20 protein-coding genes are annotated in these 19,422 nt (G+C 68.2%); 17 read left to right on the forward strand and 3 right to left on the reverse strand.

Going from position 1 to position 19,422, the window contains the following annotated elements; genetic code table 11:
* Positions 1 to 233 precede the first annotated feature (233 nt).
* The 4 genes from C5E10_RS02775 (at position 234) to ftsH (ending at position 4,368) form a co-directional block, all read left to right on the forward strand.
* Positions 234 to 494 carry a PLDc N-terminal domain-containing protein gene (locus C5E10_RS02775; RefSeq protein WP_104330383.1) on the forward strand — a complete coding sequence of 87 codons (261 nt, stop codon included), beginning with the start codon at positions 234 to 236 and terminating at the stop codon, positions 492 to 494.
* 95 nt (positions 495 to 589) lie between these two features.
* Positions 590 to 1,618, forward strand: coding sequence for a tRNA lysidine(34) synthetase TilS (gene tilS, locus C5E10_RS02780; RefSeq protein WP_104330339.1), 1,029 nt, complete (start codon positions 590 to 592; stop codon positions 1,616 to 1,618).
* A gap of 61 nt (positions 1,619 to 1,679) precedes the next feature.
* Positions 1,680 to 2,237 (forward strand): hypoxanthine phosphoribosyltransferase, encoded by a 558-nt coding sequence (gene hpt / locus C5E10_RS02785; RefSeq protein WP_104240269.1) that lies wholly within the window; start codon positions 1,680 to 1,682, stop codon positions 2,235 to 2,237.
* A 154-nt stretch (positions 2,238 to 2,391) separates the two neighbouring features.
* Positions 2,392 to 4,368 carry an ATP-dependent zinc metalloprotease FtsH gene (gene ftsH / locus C5E10_RS02790; RefSeq protein WP_104240270.1) on the forward strand — a complete coding sequence of 659 codons (1,977 nt, stop codon included), beginning with the start codon at positions 2,392 to 2,394 and terminating at the stop codon, positions 4,366 to 4,368.
* 125 nt (positions 4,369 to 4,493) lie between these two features.
* Here ftsH and C5E10_RS02795 read toward each other — a convergent pair whose 3' ends face one another.
* Positions 4,494 to 4,700: a hypothetical protein gene (locus C5E10_RS02795; protein ID WP_104330340.1), complete on the reverse strand. Its 207-nt coding sequence runs from the start codon at positions 4,698 to 4,700 to the stop codon at positions 4,494 to 4,496.
* Positions 4,701 to 4,889: 189 nt separating this feature from the next.
* On the opposite strand from C5E10_RS02795, the gene folP reads away from it, so the two are divergent.
* The 11 genes from folP to C5E10_RS02845 all read left to right on the forward strand — a co-directional run bounded on the left by folP (position 4,890) and on the right by C5E10_RS02845 (position 15,777).
* Positions 4,890 to 6,860 carry a dihydropteroate synthase gene (folP, locus tag C5E10_RS02800; protein WP_104330341.1) on the forward strand — a complete coding sequence of 657 codons (1,971 nt, stop codon included), beginning with the start codon at positions 4,890 to 4,892 and terminating at the stop codon, positions 6,858 to 6,860.
* Positions 6,853 to 8,136, forward strand: a complete 1,284-nt coding sequence (folK, locus tag C5E10_RS19345; RefSeq protein ID WP_181062604.1) for a 2-amino-4-hydroxy-6-hydroxymethyldihydropteridine diphosphokinase — start codon at positions 6,853 to 6,855, stop codon at positions 8,134 to 8,136. Before folP ends, folK begins: the two co-directional genes overlap by 8 nt.
* Entirely contained in the window at positions 8,133 to 8,732 is a 600-nt protein-coding gene (locus C5E10_RS02810; protein WP_104330343.1) for a DUF3180 family protein, read from the forward strand. The genes folK and C5E10_RS02810 overlap by 4 nt, the downstream gene beginning before the upstream one ends.
* Positions 8,733 to 8,876: 144 nt before the next feature.
* Entirely contained in the window at positions 8,877 to 9,962 is a 1,086-nt protein-coding gene (locus C5E10_RS02815; RefSeq protein WP_181062605.1) for a response regulator, read from the forward strand.
* Entirely contained in the window at positions 9,959 to 10,921 is a 963-nt protein-coding gene (locus tag C5E10_RS02820) for an ATP-grasp domain-containing protein (protein ID WP_104330345.1), read from the forward strand. The genes C5E10_RS02815 and C5E10_RS02820 overlap by 4 nt, the downstream gene beginning before the upstream one ends.
* Positions 10,914 to 11,693: a PHP domain-containing protein gene (locus tag C5E10_RS02825; RefSeq protein WP_104330384.1), complete on the forward strand. Its 780-nt coding sequence runs from the start codon at positions 10,914 to 10,916 to the stop codon at positions 11,691 to 11,693. Before C5E10_RS02820 ends, C5E10_RS02825 begins: the two co-directional genes overlap by 8 nt.
* The gene (locus C5E10_RS02830; protein ID WP_258070975.1) at positions 11,690 to 13,189 is read left to right on the forward strand and encodes a glycosyltransferase family 2 protein; all 1,500 of its coding nucleotides are present in this window, start codon (positions 11,690 to 11,692) and stop codon (positions 13,187 to 13,189) included. Before C5E10_RS02825 ends, C5E10_RS02830 begins: the two co-directional genes overlap by 4 nt.
* On the forward strand, positions 13,186 to 13,326 hold the full coding sequence (locus C5E10_RS19010) for a hypothetical protein (RefSeq protein ID WP_160071101.1): 141 nt from the start codon (positions 13,186 to 13,188) through the stop codon (positions 13,324 to 13,326). The genes C5E10_RS02830 and C5E10_RS19010 overlap by 4 nt, the downstream gene beginning before the upstream one ends.
* The gene (locus C5E10_RS02835) at positions 13,323 to 13,682 is read left to right on the forward strand and encodes a response regulator (RefSeq protein ID WP_104330346.1); all 360 of its coding nucleotides are present in this window, start codon (positions 13,323 to 13,325) and stop codon (positions 13,680 to 13,682) included. Before C5E10_RS19010 ends, C5E10_RS02835 begins: the two co-directional genes overlap by 4 nt.
* Positions 13,682 to 14,050, forward strand: a complete 369-nt coding sequence (locus C5E10_RS02840) for a response regulator transcription factor (protein WP_104330347.1) — start codon at positions 13,682 to 13,684, stop codon at positions 14,048 to 14,050. Before C5E10_RS02835 ends, C5E10_RS02840 begins: the two co-directional genes overlap by 1 nt.
* Entirely contained in the window at positions 14,047 to 15,777 is a 1,731-nt protein-coding gene (locus C5E10_RS02845) for a cell wall metabolism sensor histidine kinase WalK (protein WP_104330348.1), read from the forward strand. Before C5E10_RS02840 ends, C5E10_RS02845 begins: the two co-directional genes overlap by 4 nt.
* A 52-nt stretch (positions 15,778 to 15,829) precedes the next feature.
* Here the strand turns inward: C5E10_RS02845 and C5E10_RS02850 are convergent, their stop codons facing one another.
* Entirely contained in the window at positions 15,830 to 16,906 is a 1,077-nt protein-coding gene (locus C5E10_RS02850; protein ID WP_104330349.1) for a GTP-binding protein, read from the reverse strand.
* Between the two features lie 43 nt (positions 16,907 to 16,949).
* Between C5E10_RS02850 and ykgO the strand changes: the two genes are divergently transcribed.
* Both ykgO and galE read left to right on the forward strand, forming a co-directional pair.
* A complete protein-coding gene (gene ykgO / locus C5E10_RS02855; protein WP_104330350.1) occupies positions 16,950 to 17,072 on the forward strand; it encodes a type B 50S ribosomal protein L36 in 123 nt (40 codons plus the stop codon).
* Positions 17,073 to 17,249: 177 nt separating this feature from the next.
* Positions 17,250 to 18,239 carry a UDP-glucose 4-epimerase GalE gene (gene galE / locus C5E10_RS02860; RefSeq protein WP_104330351.1) on the forward strand — a complete coding sequence of 330 codons (990 nt, stop codon included), beginning with the start codon at positions 17,250 to 17,252 and terminating at the stop codon, positions 18,237 to 18,239.
* On the opposite strand, the gene C5E10_RS02865 is transcribed toward galE, so the two are convergent.
* Entirely contained in the window at positions 18,229 to 19,404 is a 1,176-nt protein-coding gene (locus C5E10_RS02865) for an acyltransferase (protein ID WP_104330352.1), read from the reverse strand. The genes galE and C5E10_RS02865 overlap by 11 nt on opposite strands.
* Between the last annotated feature and the right edge of the window lie 18 nt (positions 19,405 to 19,422).

Genomic DNA, 19,422 nt, shown 5'->3' on the forward strand with positions numbered 1-19,422 from the left:
GCTCCTTCGTTGCGCCTGGTGGCGCTCATTCTGTGTGGCTTGTCGGCGGGCCCGGTGTGGCGCTGCTCGCCGCACGAAACCGTTGGCTTCGTTCGGCTTCAGGGTAGTGGATGCGCCTCGCCCGGGGCTGCGGATGCGCGGTTCGCGTCGCGCGGTTCGGCGTCGGGCGTCGCGGGGGTGCTGTGTGACTCCGGAATGATCGCCGGGTGGATGCTCGTGGCATGCTGGTCTCCATGGTTGATCTCAAGGAAGCGCTGCACGTCGATCCGTTCATCCCGCTCCGGGAGGGGACGGGCCAGGCGCTTCCGCACGCGTTGTCGCTGGGCACGGCGTTGGCGGCTGGCGTGCAGTTCACGCTGCTCGGGGCCGCGCTGCTGAGCCTGCTGCGCCGCAAGCCGAGCCAGGTGCGGGGTTCGCGACTCGCGTGGGGAGCGTTCTCGCTGGTGAACTTCGTTGGCCCCATCTCCTACTTCCTCTTCGGTCGCAAGCGTTGAGCCGCCTGCCCGTTTCCGCGGCTCGCGGGTTCGTCCTTCTGGGATGTTCCGGCTTCGAGCGTGACGGTTCGCGCGGGCGCGTTTAGGCTGTACCTGTGTCAGATCGCGCTCGCCTCACTCCAGCTGTTGCCGACCTTCGTCGAGCCGTCCGTGGTTCTCTCCTCGGGCGAGTGCAGAAGGGCGACCGCATTCTCGTCGCGCTGAGTGGCGGTCCGGACTCGCTGGCGCTGGCTGCAGCGACGGCGTTCGAGGCGAAGCGCCTCGAGGTCGAGGCTGGCGCTGTCATCATCGACCACGATCTGCAGGAGGGTTCTGCGCGGGTCGCGGAGCGCGCCGCAGAGCAGGCTGCCGAGCTCGGGCTCGCCCCGGTGAGCGTCGTGCGCGTGAGCGTGGAAGATGTCGGAGCCGGCCCCGAGGCGTCTGCCCGGGTTGCCCGCTACGAGGCGATCGAGGCGGTGCGCGTCGAGACGGGCGCGCCGTGGGTCCTCCTCGGGCACACGCTGGACGACCAGGCGGAGACGGTCCTGCTCGGCCTGGCTCGCGGTTCCGGAGCGAAGAGCCTGCACGGGATGGCGCCGGTCACCGGCGCTCTGCTGAGGCCGCTGCTCGGCATCCACCGCGCTGTGACGGTGCAGGCGTGCGAAGACCAGGGGCTCTCGCCGTGGATCGACCCGCACAACAGCGACCCCGCTTACACGCGTGTCCGCGTTCGCGACACGGTTCTTCCGCTCCTCGAGAAGGAGCTCGGCCCCGGCATCTCGGAGGCGCTCGCTCGGACGGCGACGACGCTCCGCGAGGATTCTGAGACGCTGGATGCGCTTGCGCTCGAGTGGGCGCACGAGATCGTGAACACCGACGCGGACGGCCGCATCTCCCTCGATGTCGGCGGCATCGTCGCGCAGCCTCCGGCGCTGCGTCAGCGCATCTGCCGCATCGTCGCCGAGCAGGGCTTCGGCGTCTCGCTCACCCGTGGGCACACGATGGCGGTCACGGCGCTGGCGACGGAGTGGCGCGGGCAGGGCCCCGTCGATCTGCCCGGCATCCGGGTCGAGCGCGAGAAGGGTCGCATCCTGTTCGGTGCGACGGCCTCCGCGCACGACGACCACCTCGACGAGACCGCCTAGCTTCTACCGTTTCGCACACCGCGCTCGTTTCGTCGAGCGCTGAACCACCCAGGGAGCCAGGATGCGCGCTACTGATATTCCGAACGACGTCCGCGAGGTCCTCATCACGGAGGAGGAGATCCAGGCGAAGCTCGCCGAGATCGCCCGCCGTATCGAGAGCGACTACGCCGAGTGCGAGCCGCTGCTCATCGGTGTGCTGAAGGGCGCGGTCATGGTCGTGTCCGACCTGTCTCGCGAGCTGACGATTCCGCTGAAGATGGACTGGATGGCGGTGAGCTCGTACGGTTCCGGCACGGAGTCGAGCGGTGTGGTGCGCATCCTCAAGGACCTCGACACGGACCTCACGGGTCGTCACGTGCTCATCGTGGAGGACATCATCGACTCGGGCCTGACGCTGTCGTGGCTCAAGCAGAACCTGGAGTCGCGGGGCCCCGCCTCGGTCGAGATCTGCACGCTGCTGCGCAAGCCCGAGCGGCTCAAGTCGGATGTTCCCGTGCGCTACGTCGGCTTCGATGTGCCGAACGAGTTCGTGGTGGGCTACGGCCTCGACTACGACGAGCAGTACCGGCACCTGCGCGACATCATCGTGCTCCAGCCGCACGTGTACGGCGGCGAGTAGGCGCGCACGCTCGAGCGGATGCGCCGCGCGCCTGCAGCGAACACTGGACGCCGGTGTCGGGGGCCGCGAGTACCATGACTTTCGATTGAGCGCCCTGGTGCGCTGGCGAAGAACCGGCTGAAAGGCACCGAGCACGCCACTCGAGTCTCGACTTATGAAGCAAGTTACCAAGATTTTCAAGAGCCCGATCTTCATCGTGGTGCTCGCCGTGCTGGTCATCGGCCTGGGCTTCAGTCTCATCAACGGCAGCGGCACCCGCGAGGTGACGACGCAGCAGGGCCTTCAGCTTCTCCAGGAGAAGAAGGCCGACAAGGTCGTCATCGTGAACGGCGACAACCGCGTCGACATGGAGCTCGCGCAGGCCGACCCCGAGTACGGCCAGAACGTGCAGTTCTACTTCGTGGATGCGCGCGCCGACGATGTCGTGTCGGCGGTCGACTCGGCTGCTCCCGCTGGCGGCTACGACGACGACGTGCCTCAGCCGAGCTGGCTGCTCTCGGCGGTGAGCATCCTGTTCCCGCTGCTGCTCATCGGCTTCTTCATCTGGATCCTCTTCGCTGGCGGCCTCGGTGGCGGCGGCGGTCGTGGGGTCATGCAGTTCGGCAAGTCGAAGGCGAAGCTGGTCTCGAAGGAGAGCCCGCAGGTCACGTTCGACGACGTCGCTGGCGCGAACGAGGCGCTGGAGGAGCTGCAGGAGATCAAGGAGTTCCTCAAGGAGCCTGCCAAGTTCCAGGCTGTGGGCGCTCGTATCCCGAAGGGCGTGCTGCTGTACGGCCCTCCTGGAACGGGCAAGACCCTGCTGGCCCGTGCCGTGGCCGGTGAGGCTGGCGTGCCGTTCTACTCGATCTCCGGTTCGGACTTCGTCGAGATGTTCGTGGGTGTCGGCGCCAGCCGTGTCCGTGACCTCTTCGAGCAGGCGAAGCAGAACTCGCCCGCCATCATCTTCGTCGACGAGATCGACGCCGTCGGACGCCACCGCGGCGTGGGTATCGGCGGCGGCAACGACGAGCGCGAGCAGACGCTGAACCAGCTCCTCGTGGAGATGGACGGCTTCGATGGGTCGACGAATGTCATCCTCATCGCTGCGACGAACCGCCCGGACGTGCTCGACCCGGCCCTGCTCCGCCCTGGTCGCTTCGACCGGCAGATCGGCGTGGACGCCCCCGACCTCGACGGCCGCGCTCGCATTCTCGGCGTGCACGCCAAGGGCAAGCCGCTCTCGCAGGACGTCGACCTCCGTGTCATCGCCCGCAAGACGCCCGGCTTCACGGGTGCAGACCTCGCGAACGTGCTCAATGAGGCGGCTCTACTCACGGCTCGCTCGAACGCGCAGATCATCGACAACGAGGCGCTGGATGAGGCGGTCGACCGTGTCATCGCCGGACCGCAGCGTCGCAGCCGTGTCATGAACGACCAGGAGCGTCTCATCACGGCGTACCACGAGGGCGGGCACGCGCTTGCTGCCGCGGCCATGCGCCACACCGACCCGGTGACGAAGATCACGATCCTCCCGCGTGGTCGCGCGCTCGGCTACACGATGGTGCTCCCGCTGGAAGACAAGTACTCGGTCACCCGCAACGAGCTCCTCGACCAGCTGTCGTATGCGATGGGCGGCCGCGTTGCGGAGGAGATCGTCTTCCACGACCCGACGACGGGTGCGTCGAACGACATCGAGAAGGCCACGAAGACGGCCCGCAAGATGGTCACGGAGTACGGCATGACCGCATCCGTCGGCTCGGTGAAGCTCGGAGAGTCGTCGGCCGAGACGGTGTACGGCCAGCAGGCGGGAGCCGGGCGCAACTACTCGGAGTCGGTTGCGGAGACCGTCGATCGCGAGGTGCGTCTGCTCATCGAGCAGGCCCACGACGAGGCGTGGAAGGTCATCAACGACAACCGCGACATCCTCGACCAGCTGGCGGCGGAGCTCCTCGAGAAGGAGACGCTCGACCACATCCGCCTCGACGAGATCTTCAAGCCCGTCCGGAAGCTCCCGGAGCGCCCGCAGTGGCTGTCCAGCCCCGACCGTCCTGTGAGCGCGCTGCCGCCGGTGCCGCTCAAGCCGCACATCCCGGTCGACCAGATGGACCCGATCGAGCATGCGCAGGATGGCGGGGCCGAGCTCGGCTTCTAGACCCAGGCCCGTGTCGCACGCCGCAGGGTGAGCGCACGCCACACGAGAAGAATGCAGGCTCCCAAGATCGGGAGCCTGCATTCTTCGTCAGAGAGCTGGTCTCAAGCGGCGCGCGGGACGCACGCTCAACCGGTGCCGCCTCTCGCCTTCTTGAGGGCGGAGACGGTCACGGCGGTGCTGACGGCCGCGAGGGGCACGATGAGGATGCCCATCTGCAGCAGGTTCCATCCGAGCGCGAGGAAGAGCGCGGTCGCGCCGACGGTGAAAACCCATAGCGCGATGGCGAGTGGGGTGGATGCGAAGCTCCGGAAGCCGGGCCGGTCGCCGGTCATGGTGACTCCTCTGCTCGTCGGTCCTTCGACCCTCTCGAAATCCACCGGGTCTTGTCAATCTGGCGGCGCCTCGCACAGGGACCGCTGAGTGTGACGCGCGCGGCGAGGCCGGGGGTGCGCGCGGGGTTCAATTCGCGGGAGGATGGAACCAGACCCGCGCCGCGGGCCACGCGGAGTGAGGACTTGCAGATGAACGACATCGATTCGGGGTCGGTGGGGCGCATCGACCTGGTGCGTGCTCAGGCGGCTGTCCGTGAGTTCCTGTCGGCGATCGGCGAAGATCCCGATCGCCCTGGGCTCGAGCGCACGCCGGCCCGTGTGGCTGAAGCGGCGCTCGAGCTGTTCGGCGGTGTCGGGGTCGACGCGCTCGCGCCGCTCGCGAGTGCGAGGTTCCCGGTCGCGGAGATCGAGTCGCCCTTCGAGGAGGACGCGGGGGTGGCTCTGCCCGGGGGCGTGTCGCAGCCTGTCGTGCTGCGCGATCTCGCGTTCCGGTCGGTGTGCGAGCATCACCTGCTCCCGTTCTCGGGGCGCGTGCATCTCGCGTACGTGCCGTCTGCGTCGATCGTGGGGTTCGGCCGTCTGCACCGCATGCTCGAGACGCTCTCCGCGCGTCCGACGCTGCAGGAGCGTCTCGGCGACGAGCTCGTCGACGTTATGATGTCGGCGCTGGATGCGCGTGGTGCGCTTGCGGTGATCGAGGCGAGTCACGCGTGTGCGGGGCTTCGCGGTTCGCGCCAGCAGGCTGGCACCGTGGTGACGGTGTCGGCGCGCGGGGAGCTGTCGGAGCCGGTGGCTCGGGCAGAGATCATGGCGTTGATCGGCTCAAACCCACACTCGCAGGTGCCGGTCATCGTGGCGTCGGAGGTGCCCGCGCGGGCTGCTGGAGACGATCAGCCGGTTGTGGTGCAGGGGCATGTCCTGCGGGGTGCGCGTTTCGATCCGGTGCGGGGCTCGTTCTCGACGGCGGGTGAGGATGACGTGCCGCTTCTCGTCGGGCAGGAGCCCTCGGGATCCGAGCCGGCGCTGGCATTCGAGGCCTCGGCCGCGCAGGCACAGGCGGGTGTGGATCGTCCGGCCGCTGATACGCCGCCCGAAGCCGAAGCCGAAGCCGAAGCCGAAGCCGAAGCCGAAGCCGCAGCCGAAGCCGCTGACGCGGTCGCCAGCTCGGTGCCGTCCGCGGGCGCAGCGCCGGCGGCGCAGCCTCGTGCCCGCTTCGACCCGACGCCGGGTGATGCCGATGAGGCCGACGACACTGGGCCGGTGACGACGAACACGAGGCCGTTCGCCCTGCCGCAGCGCTTCACGAACCTGCTGCAACCGGCTATTCCGAAGCGCCCACGCATCCTCGGCATCCTGAACATCACGCCCGATTCGTTCAGCGACGGCGGCAGGTTCGAGGACCTCTTCAGCGAGAAGCGCCGCACGAAGCGGGCCATGCGACGCGCTCGGGAGCTCGTCGATCAGGGGGCAGACATCATCGACGTCGGCGGCGAGTCGACGCGGCCAGGCGCGGTGCGGGTGCCGCAGGAGGAGGAGGCCGCGCGTGTGCTGCCGGTTGTCAAGGAGCTGGCGGCGCTCGGCGTGCTGGTGAGCATCGACACGATGTACGCGAAGACGGCCGCGGCTGCGCTCGCACTCGGTGCCGAGTACGTCAACGACGTGTCCGGTGGTCTGGCCGACCCGGCGATGCTCGAGGTGGTCGCCGAGAGTCGGAGCCCGTTCATCCTGAGCCACTGGCGTGGCCATTCGGTGCGCATGAACGAGCTCGCCGACTACCGAGACCCGGCGGCGGAGATCCTGGCCGAGCTGGCAGGGGCGCGAGACCGCGCCGTGGCGGCGGGGCTCGATGAGTCTCAGATCGTCCTGGATCCGGGCCTCGGGTTCGCGAAGCGCAGGGATGACAACTGGGCGGTGCTGCGTGAGCTCGAGCAGTTCGTGGCGCTCGGGCATCCGCTGCTCGTGGGTGCCTCGCGGAAGCGCTTCACGGGCGAGATGCTGCGGTCTGACGCGCAGGTGACGGAGCGTGACCTGCCGACGGCGGTCATCACCGCCCTGGCGGCGAAGGCGGGCATCTGGGGCGTGCGTGTCCACAATGTCGAGGCGAACCGGGTGGCGTTGGATGTCGTTGCCTCCTGGCGTGAAGGAGCACAGGATGACTGATCACATGAACGGGCACGAGCCTGACCTCGATCGGCGGCGCGGTGCGGAGGTGCGGGCAGCGCGTGCGGTCGCGGCTGGCGGGCAGGCGCACGAGCATGCGTTCACGCGCGAGCGGGTCGCGGATGCGAGTGGCAGCGGCGCCGATCTGGCACCGGGCGCGGCGGCGCGTGCGGGGTCGGACGCTCCCGGCGCTCCGACGGGGGAAGCACCCTCGGCGTCGGCTCTTCGCCCCGGCGCCCCGGAGCCTGAGCTCGACCGCATCCTCATCACGCGCATGCACGCGCGTGGGCATCACGGGGTCTTCGATCACGAGCGCCGGGACGGTCAGGACTTCTATGTCGACGCGGAGGCGTGGGTCGATGCCACGGCTGCTTCGTCGAGCGACCACATCGGCGACACCTTGCACTACGGCGAGTGGATGCACGCGCTGCACGCGATCGTGACGGGAGAGCCGGTCGATCTCATCGAGACGCTCGCGGAGCGTCTCGCGTCGGCGACGTTCGGCTTCGACGATGCCGTGGCCGTGCGCATCACGGTGCACAAGCCGCAGGCGCCCGTCGCGTTGGACTTCGAGGACGTGGCGGTGAGCATCCTCCGGCACCGGCCGACGCTGCGGGGCGATCACCTCGAGTCATCGGCGGCCCACGCGGTGTCGGCGAGCGCGGAGGATGACTTCCACGCCCGTGAGGCGGCGAAAGCGGCGGCGGCGCGAACGGCGTCCGACGCGGCGATCGTGATCGGCTCCGGGGGCGCTCCGAACGTCGCACCCGCCGAGCCGGCTCGTCGGGTCCGTCAGGCCGTAATCGCGCTCGGCGCGAACCTCGGCGACCGCGAGGCGGCGCTGAGGTCGGCGCTGCGGAGCATCACCGAGCTGCCCGGCACGAAGCTCGTCGCGGCGTCGAGCCTGTACGAGACTCCGGCGCTCACGCTCGAGGGGGTCAGCGAGGAGGCGCCCGCGTACTGCAACGCGGTGGTGCTGGTCGACACCGAGCTGCCGTCGACGGAGCTCCTGCAGGCGCTGCATGAGATCGAGGATGCGCATGGGCGCACTCGCGAGACGCGCTGGGGGAGCCGGACGCTGGATCTCGACCTCATCCAGGTGGCTGGCGAGGTCAGCAGCGGCGAGCTGGTGCTGCCGCATCCGCGGGCACACGAGCGCGCGTTTGTGCTGGCTCCGTGGCTGGAGGTCGATCCGCGCGCGCAGCTCGACCCTCACGGCAGCGTCGCTGAGCTGCGGGCGGCGGCGGAGGATCGCGTCGAGCGGATCGCTCAGTGAACCTGGCGAGCAGAACGAGGCCGGGCCTGCTCGTCGGGCTCGGCGTCATCGGCGGTGTGCTGGCCTGGTGCGTGGAGACGTGGCTTGTGAGCTCCGGGCGCGCCGTCGTGGCGCCTCCGCTGACGATGCCGTTGACGCTTGTCGTTCTCGCTGGGCTGCTGCTGTGGCTCGCGTGGCCGATCCGCGCGTACACGCGCCGTCTGTGGCGTGAACGTCGCGATGCCGAGTCTCGACGGCGTGCCCCGGGGTTCGAGCGCGACCGGTCGCAGGGAGGCGGTGCGCGGCAAGAACATGCTGCCCGCGAGCCAGAACGTGAGGTACGGGGGAAGCGCGTCGACCCGCAGTACGCGTTCCGAGTGCTGGCGTTCGCGCGTGCGGCGAGCCTCGCGTCGTCGCTGCTGGCCGGTGTTGCGCTCGGCGTCCTGGCGTTCGCGGTGACTCGAACGGTGCCGCCCGAGGAGCCCATCTGGCACGCGGTGCTCTCCCTTGTCGGCGCGCTGGTGCTGCTTGTCGTCGGGCTCGTCGCGGAGTCGTGGTGTCGCATCCCTCCGGGAGGCGAGGAGCCCTCGGCGGCGCAGGATGCGGTCGCTGCATAGCGTTCGCCGCAGAGCCTTTGATCCGTCAGGATGACGGGAAGTTCATAGGTATTCCTCTTTCGTATTCTCCGGGTATTTCGCTCGAATTCGAGAATCGCCGGGAGCGGGTGCCGGTGATTGCTTTTCCGATTACTCTTGGCGACTATGCCCGAGGCTTCATACCGCATTCTCATCATCGAAGACGATGGTGACGTCGCTGAATTCCTGGAGACGGTGCTCCGGAGGCGCCTGGGGTGCGAGGTGCGCGTGCTTCGGGACGCGGTTGCCGTGCTGATGAACGTGAACGACTTCAATCCCGACCTGGTGCTCACCGACGTCGAGCTGCCGGGTGCGAACGGACTCGAGGTTCTCGGAAGTCTGCGGGAGATCAAGCCAGATCTGCCCGTTGTCGTCATGACGGCACATGCCTCCGTCGAGTATGCGGTGCGGGCCCTTCGCGATCGCGCCGACGAGTTCCTGCAGAAGCCCATCCCTGGTGCGCTGCTGGTGAGCACGGTGCAGCGTCTTGTCGAGGCGGCGAGGGCCAAGCGGGCGCGCAGCCCGCGCCGTCGGGTCCTCGCGATCGGCGCGCATCCGGACGACGTGGAGATCGGCGTCGGCGGGACGCTGGCGGCGCACGCGGCAGCCGGAGATTCGATCGTGATCCTGACCTTGTCTCGCGGCGGCCGCGGCGGTGATGCTGCGGATCGGCAGCATGAGTCTCTCGCTTCGGCGGAGTCGCTCGGTGCTCGTCTCTTCCTCGAGGACCTCACGGATACCGCGATTCCGAACAATGACCCGACGGTGGGCATCATCGAGCGGGTGATCGCGGAGACCGATCCGACGATCGTCTACACGCATTCTCGCAATGATCGGCATCAAGACCACCGTGCCGTGCACGAGGCGACGCTCGTCGCGAGTCGCAGGGTGGCGAGTGTGGCCTGTTATCAGAGCCCGTCGTCGACGATCGATTTCCGTCCGACGCGGTTCGTGACGGTCGACGGATTCACGGATATGAAGCTCGGTCTGCTTGCGCAATTCGCGTCGCAGGCCGACATTCGTGACTATCTGGCGCCGGACTTCGTGCTCTCCGCTGCGCGGTACTGGTCGCGGTTCGGCACTGGCACGTACAGCGAGCCGCTCGAGGTGATCCGGGATGCGAGTAGCATCACTGCGGAGCGCGGCGACGGTGAGTTCGCGACGGTGCATAATCTGGGCACGACTGAGACTGAGAAGAAGAACCGCGCATGAGATTTCGAGTCCTGGTCACGGGTGCCGGTGGGCCGGCTGGGGTGGCGGTCATCCGCTCTCTCCTCGGTCGAGATGACCTCGAGGTGTTCGCCGCCGATATGGATGGCTGGGCGAGTGGCCTGTACCTCGTGGATGAGGCGCACCGGCGGCTCGTCCCTCCTGGGCTCTCCGAGGGCTTCTGCGATGCGCTGATCGACATGGTCGCAGCCGACGGCATCGATGTGCTCGTGTCGACCGTCGACGTGGAGCTCCCGCCGCTCGCGGCTCGACGCGCGGAGCTCGGCGCGGTGCTCGCCGCGCCCTCCGCGGAGGCGCTCGCGACGTGCCTCGACAAGTGGCTGCTGGTGCAGGCGTGCGAGCCGCACGCACTGGTGCCGGCCACGGCTCTGCTCGACGACGAGGGCATCGCGCGCGACTGGGTGTTCCCGGTCATCGTGAAGCCCCGAAGCGGCGCGGGCTCTCGTGGCGTTCACCTCGTGCATTCGCGGGAGGAGCTCGAGGCGAAGACGCGCGATGCTGCCCTGCTCATCCAGGAGAACCTCCCGGGCGAGGAGTTCTCCGTCGACGTCGTGATGGGTGCCGACGGTCAGGCGATCGCGGCGGTTCCTCGTCTGCGTGCGCGCGTGGATTCCGGCGTGGCGGTTGCGGGTCGCACGGTGCACCGCGCTGAGCTCGAGGAGACGGCTGCCGCGTGCGCCCGTGCGGCCGGGCTCGTGGGGGTGGCGAACGTGCAGCTGAGGTACAGCACCGATGGTCGCCCCGCGCTGCTGGAGATCAACCCGAGGTTCTCGGGCGCCATGCCGTTGACGATCGCGGCCGGTGTCGATATGCCGTCGCTCGCGGTGGATATCGCGCTCGAACGGCCGGTGCCGTCGCGCGTCGAGTTCCGTGAGGTCGCGAATGTCCGCTTCCTCGAGGATGTGTTCTTGCCCTTTGACGAAGTTCTCGCTCGTGGCTGATACGCAGACGGGTCCCGGTCTCGAAGCGCTGCTGCTCGGCGACTGGCATGTCCATTCCGATTTCTCGGATGACGCGGAGAGCCCCATCTCGGCGAACGTCCGTGCCGCTGAGCAGCGCGGCCTGGTGACGATGCGGGCGACCGACCACGTGCGGGGCGATACGGCCTGGGTGCCGGACTTCGTGGCTGCGGTCGTCGCGGCGAGGCGCACCACCGGGGTCGAGCTGGTGATCGGCGTCGAGGCGAAGATCATGGATGCGCGGGGCACGCTCGACGTGCCGAGCGACCTGCGGGTGGGGACTGGCGGGGTGGATGGCATCGTCATCGCCGATCATCAGTTCCCTGGTCCGGATGGCCCGTGGTCGCCGCGTGAGACGCGGGAGCGTCTGGCGGCTGGTCTTGCGGTCGAGGACGCGCTCGATCTGCTGATCGGGGCGACGATCGCCGCGATGCGGGCAGCCGGTGGCGGTGCGCAGCTGGCGCATCCGTTCTCGATCCTTCCCAAGGTGGGCATCGACGAGTCTCAGCTCTCTGCGGATCAGCTCTCGGCGTGGACGTCTGCCGCGCGCGAGACGGGGACCTCCATCGAGGTGAACGAGAAGTGGGTGTGCCCGAGTTCGCGGGCGATCGAGGCGGCTCTCGCGGAGGGTGCGACGCTGGTCGCCTCGACGGATAGCCACCGTGCTGCTGACGTCGGCGTCTACGCCCGCGTTCGCGAGCTGCTGGCGGAGGTGCCCGCGTTCGGTTCGTCGGACGCCGGTGGTCTCGCGTGAGCGCCGACGCCTGGCTCGATATCGGCGGTGCGGTGCTGGCGACGATCTTCGTCGTGTTCGTCGCGATCGGCGCTATCCCGGCCTTCACGATGGCCTACCAGTTCCTCATCGTGCCGCTGCACGCTCGCTTCAACCACTACGAGAAGGCTGCGCCGTACCTGCCGAACGTGGCCGTCGTCGTCCCGGCGTGGAACGAGGGGGCGGTGATCGGCGGGTCCATCGACCGGCTCATGGCTTTGGAGTACCCGCCGGAGCGGCTCAGGGTGTACGTCGTCGACGACGCGTCGACGGACGACACCCCTGACGTCGTCCTCGAGCGTGCCGCTCGCTACCCGGGCCGCGTCTTCCACCTTCGTCGCGAGAAGGGCGGGGAGGGCAAGGCGCACACCTTGAACCACGGGCTCCGCCGCGTGCTCAGCGAGGACTGGATGGAGGCGCTGCTCATCATGGACGCCGACGTCATCTACCTTCCGGATTCGATGCGGAAGATGACGAGGCATCTCGCCGACCCCGAGGTGGGGTCGGTCACGGCGTACATCAGCGAGGGGAGCCTCCGGAAGAACTACCTGACGCGGTTCATCGCGTTCGAGTACGTCCTGTCGCAGGTCGGCAGCCGCCGTGCGCAGAATGTGCTCGGGGCTCTGGCCTGCCTCGCTGGCGGTGCGCAGCTGCATTCGCGTGAGAACCTGCTTGCGATCGGCGGGCAGATCGATACGAGCTCGCTGGCGGAGGACACGGTCACGACGTTCGAGACGCAGCTCTCCGGCCGCAAGGTGGTGTTCGAGCCGCACGCTGTCGTGCTGGCCGAGGAACCGCGTCACGTCGGGGATCTCTGGAAGCAGCGGCTTCGCTGGGCCAGGGGCAACGTGCAGCTGACGAAGCGGTACAGCCACCTCTGGTTCCGGCCGTCGAAGGAGCACAAGCTCGGCACGATCTCGTTCGGCCTCTTCTGGTTCAGCGTGTTCCTGCTGCCGGTGCTGATGCTGCTCTCGTCGGTGGGCCTCATCGGCTTGTACCTGATGGATTCGCCGCTTGCCATGCTCGTGTTCCGCGCGCTGTGGATCGTGGTGGGCTGCGCATACGTGTACATCATGCTGTTCGCGGCACAGCTCGATCCGAAGGTGGGCAGGGTGGCGTGGCGTGAGGTCTTGCTCTTCCCCGGGCTGATCTCGATGGTCGTGCTGCTGGCGGCGTTCTTCCCCGGCCTGTTCGAGCAGCGCATCCCGGCGATGTTCGGTCTGACGCTCACCGAGGGCGGATACGACGCGTGGAACCTCGCGATCTTCGCGTGGATCTCGCTGTGCATGGTCGCGGCGTGGGGAATGAAGCTCATCGACTCGACGAAGTTCGGCCGGGTGGTGAATCCGTTCCTCGTCTACCTCATCGGCTACGGGCCGATTCTCTGCGCGGTGACGTTCGACTCCTACATCAAGGAGGCGCGCGGCGCCGCGATGACGTGGGACAAGACGGAAAAGAGCGGAGCCGTGCTGGCATGAGCGAGTTGGGTGAACGCCGTCTGACGGAGGAGATCAAGCGCGACGCCAGAGCGGAGAACCGCCTGTACCTGCAGGCGACGCTGGCGTTGGTCGGCGTTGCAGTGCTGGTCGTCGTGAGAGAGGTGTTCTTCCTGTGAGCGCTGACCAGTTGCGGGTGCTGATCGTCGACGACAACGCCGACCAGCGCGAGCTGCTGCGCACGCAGTTCCGGAAGGCGGGGTGTGCCGCGAAGTCGGCGGCGACGCTCGACGAGGCCCTTGCCAGCATCCGCGTCGAGGTACCGGACGTCGCGGTGATCGACCTGCTGTTGGGGGTCGGGAGCGGTTGGGAGGTGCGGGAGAAGATCTGCGAGCTGGTTCCCGAGGTGGCGATCGTCATCTCCTCGGTGCTCGACGAGTCTGACTACCCGAGCTCGGACGATGTGCTCCCGAAGCCGTTCACGGGCAAGCAGGTCAAGGGGCTTGTCGCGCGTCTGCGTGCGAGGCGTGCCTGATGGCGGCGAGGGTGGTGATCGCGGATGACGACGATGACATCCGCTTCCTGCTCGAGACCGCCGCGAGGCGGGCCGGCTTCGAGATCGTCGGCTCCTACGGTGATGGGGTGAGCGCGCTGCGGGCCGCCCTCGAGTCGGTGCCCGAGCTGCTGCTCCTGGACGTGTCCATGCCTGGCCTGTCGGGGCTCGAGGTGCTCGCGCATGTGCGCGCCCAGGAGGGCGACGTTCGGGCGCACGTGATCATCGTGTCGGCCAACGCCAATGTCGTGGCGCAGGAGGCTGGTGAGGCGGCGGGTGCGGACGACTATCTGACGAAGCCCTTCTCGCTGGCGAGTCTCGTCGCGAGGCTCAGGGAGGTCCAGTCATGAGCGTTTCGGTGAAGAGTCCGTTCGGCCAGTTCACGGTCGATACGACGTCGCCTGCCATCCGTCAGCTTGCTTCGGTGCTCGGCCTGGTCTTGGCCTTCGCTGTCATGGCGATCGTTCCGGGCGCGGTCATCATCCACCCTGTCCCTGCGTGGACGGGCGTGGTGGTGGTCGTCGTGCTTGCGGTTGCCGCCTTCGTGATTCCGTGGGCGAAGATCGGGCCGTGCTGGCAGCTGGTACTTCCTGTCGCGACGATGCTGGCGCTTGGCCTGTTCCGCGCCGGGACCGGTGGAACCCAGTCGATGTTCACCTCGCTGGTCTTGTTGCCGTTGATCTTCATCGCGGCGGAGCCCGGTCGCCGCGCGATCTGGCTAGCGGCCGCGACTTCGGTGCTGACCATCGCGATCCCGTACATCATCGGGACGGCTCCTTGGAGTGATCCTCTGATCCTCCGCGTCATCTTCACACCTTTGGTGTTTGCCGTGATCGCGAGCATCATCAACGAGCTGTCGCACCGTGCCAGGGTGCAGGTGGAGAGTTCGAAGCTCTACGCGGATGAGCGCGAGCGCCGCCTGCTGGAGGTGCAGGCGAGCGAGAAGGCGCGAGAGGTGGCCACTCGGGAGCTGCGCACTTCGGAGGCGTTCAACCGGAGCGTCTGGAACGCGGCGGTTCACGAGATCGCCATCGTGACGGAGCTCGACGGGACGATCGTGGCGTGGGGTCCAGGGGCCCGCAACCTCCTCGGACCCTCTTCGGCTGAGGTCGTCGGCAAACGCAATGTCACGGACTTCCTCTCCGAGGTCTCCGCGTCGGCGATCCGCGGCGAGGGCGATGACGACGAGGACGGGAGCCGTCTGCTGCGGCGTCTGGTCGAGATCGCGGGATGCAACGAGCAGGCGGGCACGCTGGTCGAGCTCGTGCGCACGGAGGACGAACCCATGCCGGCGCTCATGACGTGTGCTCCTCGTAAGACGCCGGATGGCGAGACGGTCGGCCACATCTTCATCGCCTACGACATGACGCCGGTCAACGAGGCGTCTCGGCTCAAGGACGAGTTCGTCGGCACCATCTCGCACGAGCTGCGCACGCCGCTGAGCTCGATCCTCGGCTACCTCGAGCTCGCCCGTGATGAGGAGAGCGGTCCGCTGAACGACGAGCAGCGCCACTATCTGGACGTCGCGGAGCGCAATGCGAACCGACTGCTGTCGCTGGTCGGCGACCTGCTCTTCGTCGCCCAGGTCGACGCCGGGAAGGTGCCGATGGAGTTCTCGCCGGTGCGTCTGGGGGAGGTCGTGCGGCTTTCCCTGGAGACGGCCCTGCCGACTGCTGCGCAGGCATCGGTCGAGTTGGTCGGCGATGCCGGCGGAGAGGACGTCGTCCTCTCCGGGGATGCGATGCGGCTCGGGCAGGCGATCGACAACCTGATCTCGAACGCCGTCAAGTTCACCCCAGAGCGCGGCTCCGTCCACGTCGGGGTGCGGCAGGACGGGAACGAGGTCGTGGTCTACGTGTCTGACACCGGCATGGGCATTCCCGAGGAGGAGATGCACCGCCTCTTCACGAAGTTCTTCCGCGCGACGACGGCCACGAAGCAGGCGGTCCCTGGCGTGGGGCTCGGCCTGAACATCACGCTGGCGATCGTGAAGGCGCACGGTGGGCGTCTCGAGGCGTCGAGCACTGTTGGCAGTGGCACGACCTTCGAGCTCCACCTCCCGCTCTCCGGGCGCTGACGGGTCCTGCACGTCGGACCTGCGTAGCCGGCTGCTTCGTCTGGTCCGGTGGTCATTCCCATCCGGGGAACGGGTCGGCGTAGTCTCGCCAGGCCCGAGGCCCCGCGATGAGCTCCTCGTCGGTGAGGGCGCACTCGTGGAGCAGACTGGCGATGGCCTCGGTGCGCAGCTGTCGCCCGAAGACGGCGATCGAGGTGCCGAGTGGCGCGTCGGGGTCCGAGCTCGTGACTCCGGATGCTCCGAGCTGGATGTTGCCTCCCGTGCTCGACCAGTCGCCGACGTGGTCCGTCCTGTTGGCGAGGCGGAAGTGTCCGCGTGATCGGGTGATGAGCCCGACCTGCTCGGGGGTGAGGTTCGCGAGTCCCGCGGCGAGGCGTTCCGGGTGGAACGGTCGCGGCTCGCTGAAGACGGTGCAGTCGATGTGGCCGCGTGCTGGCGGGAAGTGCGTTCGGTCGTCGAGGCGCAGCATCCACCCGGCGGTCGAGGCGAGCTGATGGGCGAGCCCCGGTCGGATCGGTCTGAGGTGCCTGCCGAAGTCGCGGGCTGTGGCCGGGGTCGTGATGACCGCGGTGGGGTTGAGCTGCTGGATGAGCGTGCAGGTCTCGCTGACGAGGCCAGAGGGGTGCGCGTCGGCTCCCGTGAGTACGACGATGGTGGCGAACTCGAGCTGGGCGGCGAGCGTGGCGGACGTGTTGGCGTCCTCCGGCAATGGCGTGCCCTCTTGGAAGAGGAGCCGGCGGATGTCGGCAACGCTGGCGACGGTGATGAATTCTCTGGCGCCGACGGTAACGTCGGCGGTGTCCGGCGCGGAGGGGTGGCTGCGCGCCTCGGCGATGACGTGGTCCATGGCCAGACCGACGCCCTGTGTCTCGGCGTCGGAGGAGAGCTCGACGATGATGTTGCCCCTGCGACCGTCCGCGGCCTGTCGGAGGAGGTCGTCGGCGATGTCGACGCCGAGTTCCAGGGCGTTCGTCTGCTCGTCGCCGAACTCCGTGATGGGTGTCGGTCCGCTCGGTTCCCCGCACATGAGTGCGGTGACGAGCTGTCGCCCCGAGGTCTCGAGCCCGCTGACGAGGGTCAGGCCGAGTGAGCTGGTGACGGTCTGGGCGGTTGGTCGATCGGGGGTCATGGGGCTAGTCTAATGAGAAAGGTTCTCAAGAAGGAAGGTTCTCGTGAAAGTTCGCAACTCGCTCAAGGCGCTCAAGAAGATTCCAGGTGCGCAGATCGTGCGTCGGCGCGGCCGTGTCTTCGTCATCAACAAGAAGAGCCCGCGCATGAAGGCCAGGCAGGGCTGAGTCGCGTGCGGTGATCGTTTCGCTTCGCTTCGGCGCTCGATCAGGGAAGTTGGCCGCGGCCGGCCCGGGCGGCTCCGAGAACTGCCAGAATGTCGGAGGGCGCACTTTGGTGGGCTCGACGACATCGGCAACGGCGCGCAGGAGCGCGTCGTCGGCGCACCTCCGAGGGGATTCTCCATGACTGTGCTCATCACCGGCGGCGCCGGCTACATCGGCGCTCACGTGCTCGCGGCCCTCGAGGCGCGCGGCGACAAGGTGGTTGTCGTCGACGACCTCACGACGGGAACGGCGGAGAAGGTCGGCTCGACGCCGCACTTCGACTTCGACATCTCGACGACGGGTGCGGCGGATGCGCTGGCCGACATCATGCAGGCGCTCGAGGTGACGAGCGTCGTGCACTTCGCCGCCAAGAAGCAGGTGGGCGAGTCGGTCGCGAAGCCCGCGTGGTACTACCAGCAGAACATGGGCGGCCTCGCGAACGTGCTCGAGGCGATGCAGCGGGCGAACGTGCAGAGCCTCGTGTTCTCGTCGTCGGCGGCGGTCTACGGACTCGGCACGGGCTCGGACGAGCCGATCCGCGAGTCGGACGTGAAGAACCCCATCAACCCGTATGGGCAGACGAAGCTCGCCGGCGAGTGGCTCGTGCAGGCCGCGGCGAAGGCCGCAGGAATCACGGCCGTCTCGCTGCGCTACTTCAACGTCGCCGGTGCTGGCAGCGACGAGCTGGCCGACCGCTTCGCCCTGAACCTCGTGCCGATGATCTTCGAGAAGCTCGCGGAGGACAAGGCTCCGCTGGTGTTCGGCGACGACTACCCGACTCCGGATGGCACGTGCGTGCGCGACTACGTGCACGTCGTCGACCTGGCGGACGCGCACCTGGCGGTGCTCGATGCCATCGCGGCGGGCACGCCCGTCTCTGCCGAGTACAACGTGGGTCGCGGTGAGGGCTACTCGGTGTTCGAGGTGGTGGATGCGGTTCGTCGCGCGAGCGGCCTGTCGTTCGAGCCCGAGGTGGCTCCGCGTCGGCCCGGCGACCCTGCCCTGCTGGTGGCAGATGCATCCCGGATCAAGGACGAGCTCGGCTGGACCGCGCAGTACACGCTCGACGACATGGTGACGTCCGCCTGGTCGGGCTTCGAGCGCAACGGGGCCCCGCTCAAGGCGTAGCGGGGCGCCCGCTCGTCCGGAGCTTGGGGAACACGAATGCGGCGTCACCTGCCGGCCACTGCCGGAGCCAGCAGAACAGGTAGCTGAGGCCCATGGCGACGGCCGTGTTGATGATGAGCATCCAGGTGGGGTCGAGCATGCCCCAGTCGCCGACCCACGACGTGATCATGATCTGCGCGGGGTAATGGACCACGTAGAAGACCACCGAGTTCCGGCCGATGTACTGCAACCAGCGAGCGCTGTCGCCGTCGCGGCCGCGCGTCGCGCCGGTGAGGCGCCGCGTGATCATGATGATGGCCGCGACGCCGGCGAGCACGACGGGGATCCACACGAGCTCGTAGCGGTCGATGAGGCGCGTCGCGGCGGTGAGGGATCCGTCACTTGGTGCGGTCGAGCTGGAGTCGGACACCATGCGGAGCGCTCCGTCGAGGCCGAAGTAGGTGCCGTGGGTCTGTCCGATGAGCAGGGCCCCGAAACCCGCGGCTGTCAGCGTGCAGGCGATGAGCACCGGCAGCTTCTCGATGCGAGCGAGCTGGCCGCGGTACTGGGCGATGAGGTGGCCGGCGAAGAAGAAGCCGCCGTAGTAGGCCAGGTCGCCGAGCGGCACGAGGGGGCCGATTCCGCGGGTGGAGAGGATCGCGCTGAGCGCCCAGAGGCCGAGCGGGACGACGACGAACCAGGGGCCCCGGATGCGCGTCAGGAGGGGAGCGGCGAGGTAGTAGATCGCCAGGTAGAAGATGAACCACAGCCAGCTGAGGGCGATCCAGTTGCTGGGCTGCGTCCAGCCGTCCTGCATGGTGACGAGCCAGTAGATCGTGCCCCAGACCAGGTAGGGCCAGAGCAGCGTGCGCAGCTTGCCCACGTAGTAGGTGGCGCCGGTCTTCGCGAGGGAGCGGCCGAGCAGCATGCCCGACAGCAGCAGCAGCGTGCTCATGCGGTAGGGGGCGAAGAACGTGTTGAGGTCGTTGATGAAGCTCGTCGGCGCGACGTCGGTGAGGAAGATGGGGATCGCGCTGGCGTGGAAGGTGACGACGAGCAGGATCGCGGCGCCGCGCACGAGGTCCATCCAGTGCTCGCGGCCCGAGGCGGGCGGGGTCGCCTGGCGAGATGGGCCTCGAGGTGATGGCCGCTCGGCGGGCGCGAGTGTGTGGGCTGGTGTGGTCATCGGGCTTTCAGACGGGGC

Origin of the sequence: Pseudoclavibacter sp. RFBG4, assembly GCF_002931515.1 — a bacterium.
Lineage (GTDB): Bacteria > Actinomycetota > Actinomycetes > Actinomycetales > Microbacteriaceae > Pseudoclavibacter.

What these genes read in the sequence shown, in the direction of transcription:
- C5E10_RS02845 (WP_104330348.1), top strand. Translation starts at nt 14,047, where the DNA reads ATGAGCGTTTCGGTGAAGAGTCCGTTCGGCCAGTTCACGGTCGATACG.
- C5E10_RS02795 (WP_104330340.1), bottom strand. Translation starts at nt 4,700, where the DNA reads ATGACCGGCGACCGGCCCGGCTTCCGGAGCTTCGCATCCACCCCACTC.
- C5E10_RS02775 (WP_104330383.1), top strand. Translation starts at nt 234, where the DNA reads ATGGTTGATCTCAAGGAAGCGCTGCACGTCGATCCGTTCATCCCGCTC.
- folK (WP_181062604.1), top strand. Translation starts at nt 6,853, where the DNA reads ATGACTGATCACATGAACGGGCACGAGCCTGACCTCGATCGGCGGCGC.
- folP (WP_104330341.1), top strand. Translation starts at nt 4,890, where the DNA reads ATGAACGACATCGATTCGGGGTCGGTGGGGCGCATCGACCTGGTGCGT.
- ftsH (WP_104240270.1), top strand. Translation starts at nt 2,392, where the DNA reads ATGAAGCAAGTTACCAAGATTTTCAAGAGCCCGATCTTCATCGTGGTG.
- C5E10_RS02865 (WP_104330352.1), bottom strand. Translation starts at nt 19,404, where the DNA reads ATGACCACACCAGCCCACACACTCGCGCCCGCCGAGCGGCCATCACCT.
- C5E10_RS02815 (WP_181062605.1), top strand. Translation starts at nt 8,877, where the DNA reads ATGCCCGAGGCTTCATACCGCATTCTCATCATCGAAGACGATGGTGAC.
- C5E10_RS19010 (WP_160071101.1), top strand. Translation starts at nt 13,186, where the DNA reads ATGAGCGAGTTGGGTGAACGCCGTCTGACGGAGGAGATCAAGCGCGAC.
- galE (WP_104330351.1), top strand. Translation starts at nt 17,250, where the DNA reads ATGACTGTGCTCATCACCGGCGGCGCCGGCTACATCGGCGCTCACGTG.
- C5E10_RS02840 (WP_104330347.1), top strand. Translation starts at nt 13,682, where the DNA reads ATGGCGGCGAGGGTGGTGATCGCGGATGACGACGATGACATCCGCTTC.
- C5E10_RS02820 (WP_104330345.1), top strand. Translation starts at nt 9,959, where the DNA reads ATGAGATTTCGAGTCCTGGTCACGGGTGCCGGTGGGCCGGCTGGGGTG.
- hpt (WP_104240269.1), top strand. Translation starts at nt 1,680, where the DNA reads ATGCGCGCTACTGATATTCCGAACGACGTCCGCGAGGTCCTCATCACG.
- C5E10_RS02850 (WP_104330349.1), bottom strand. Translation starts at nt 16,906, where the DNA reads ATGACCCCCGATCGACCAACCGCCCAGACCGTCACCAGCTCACTCGGC.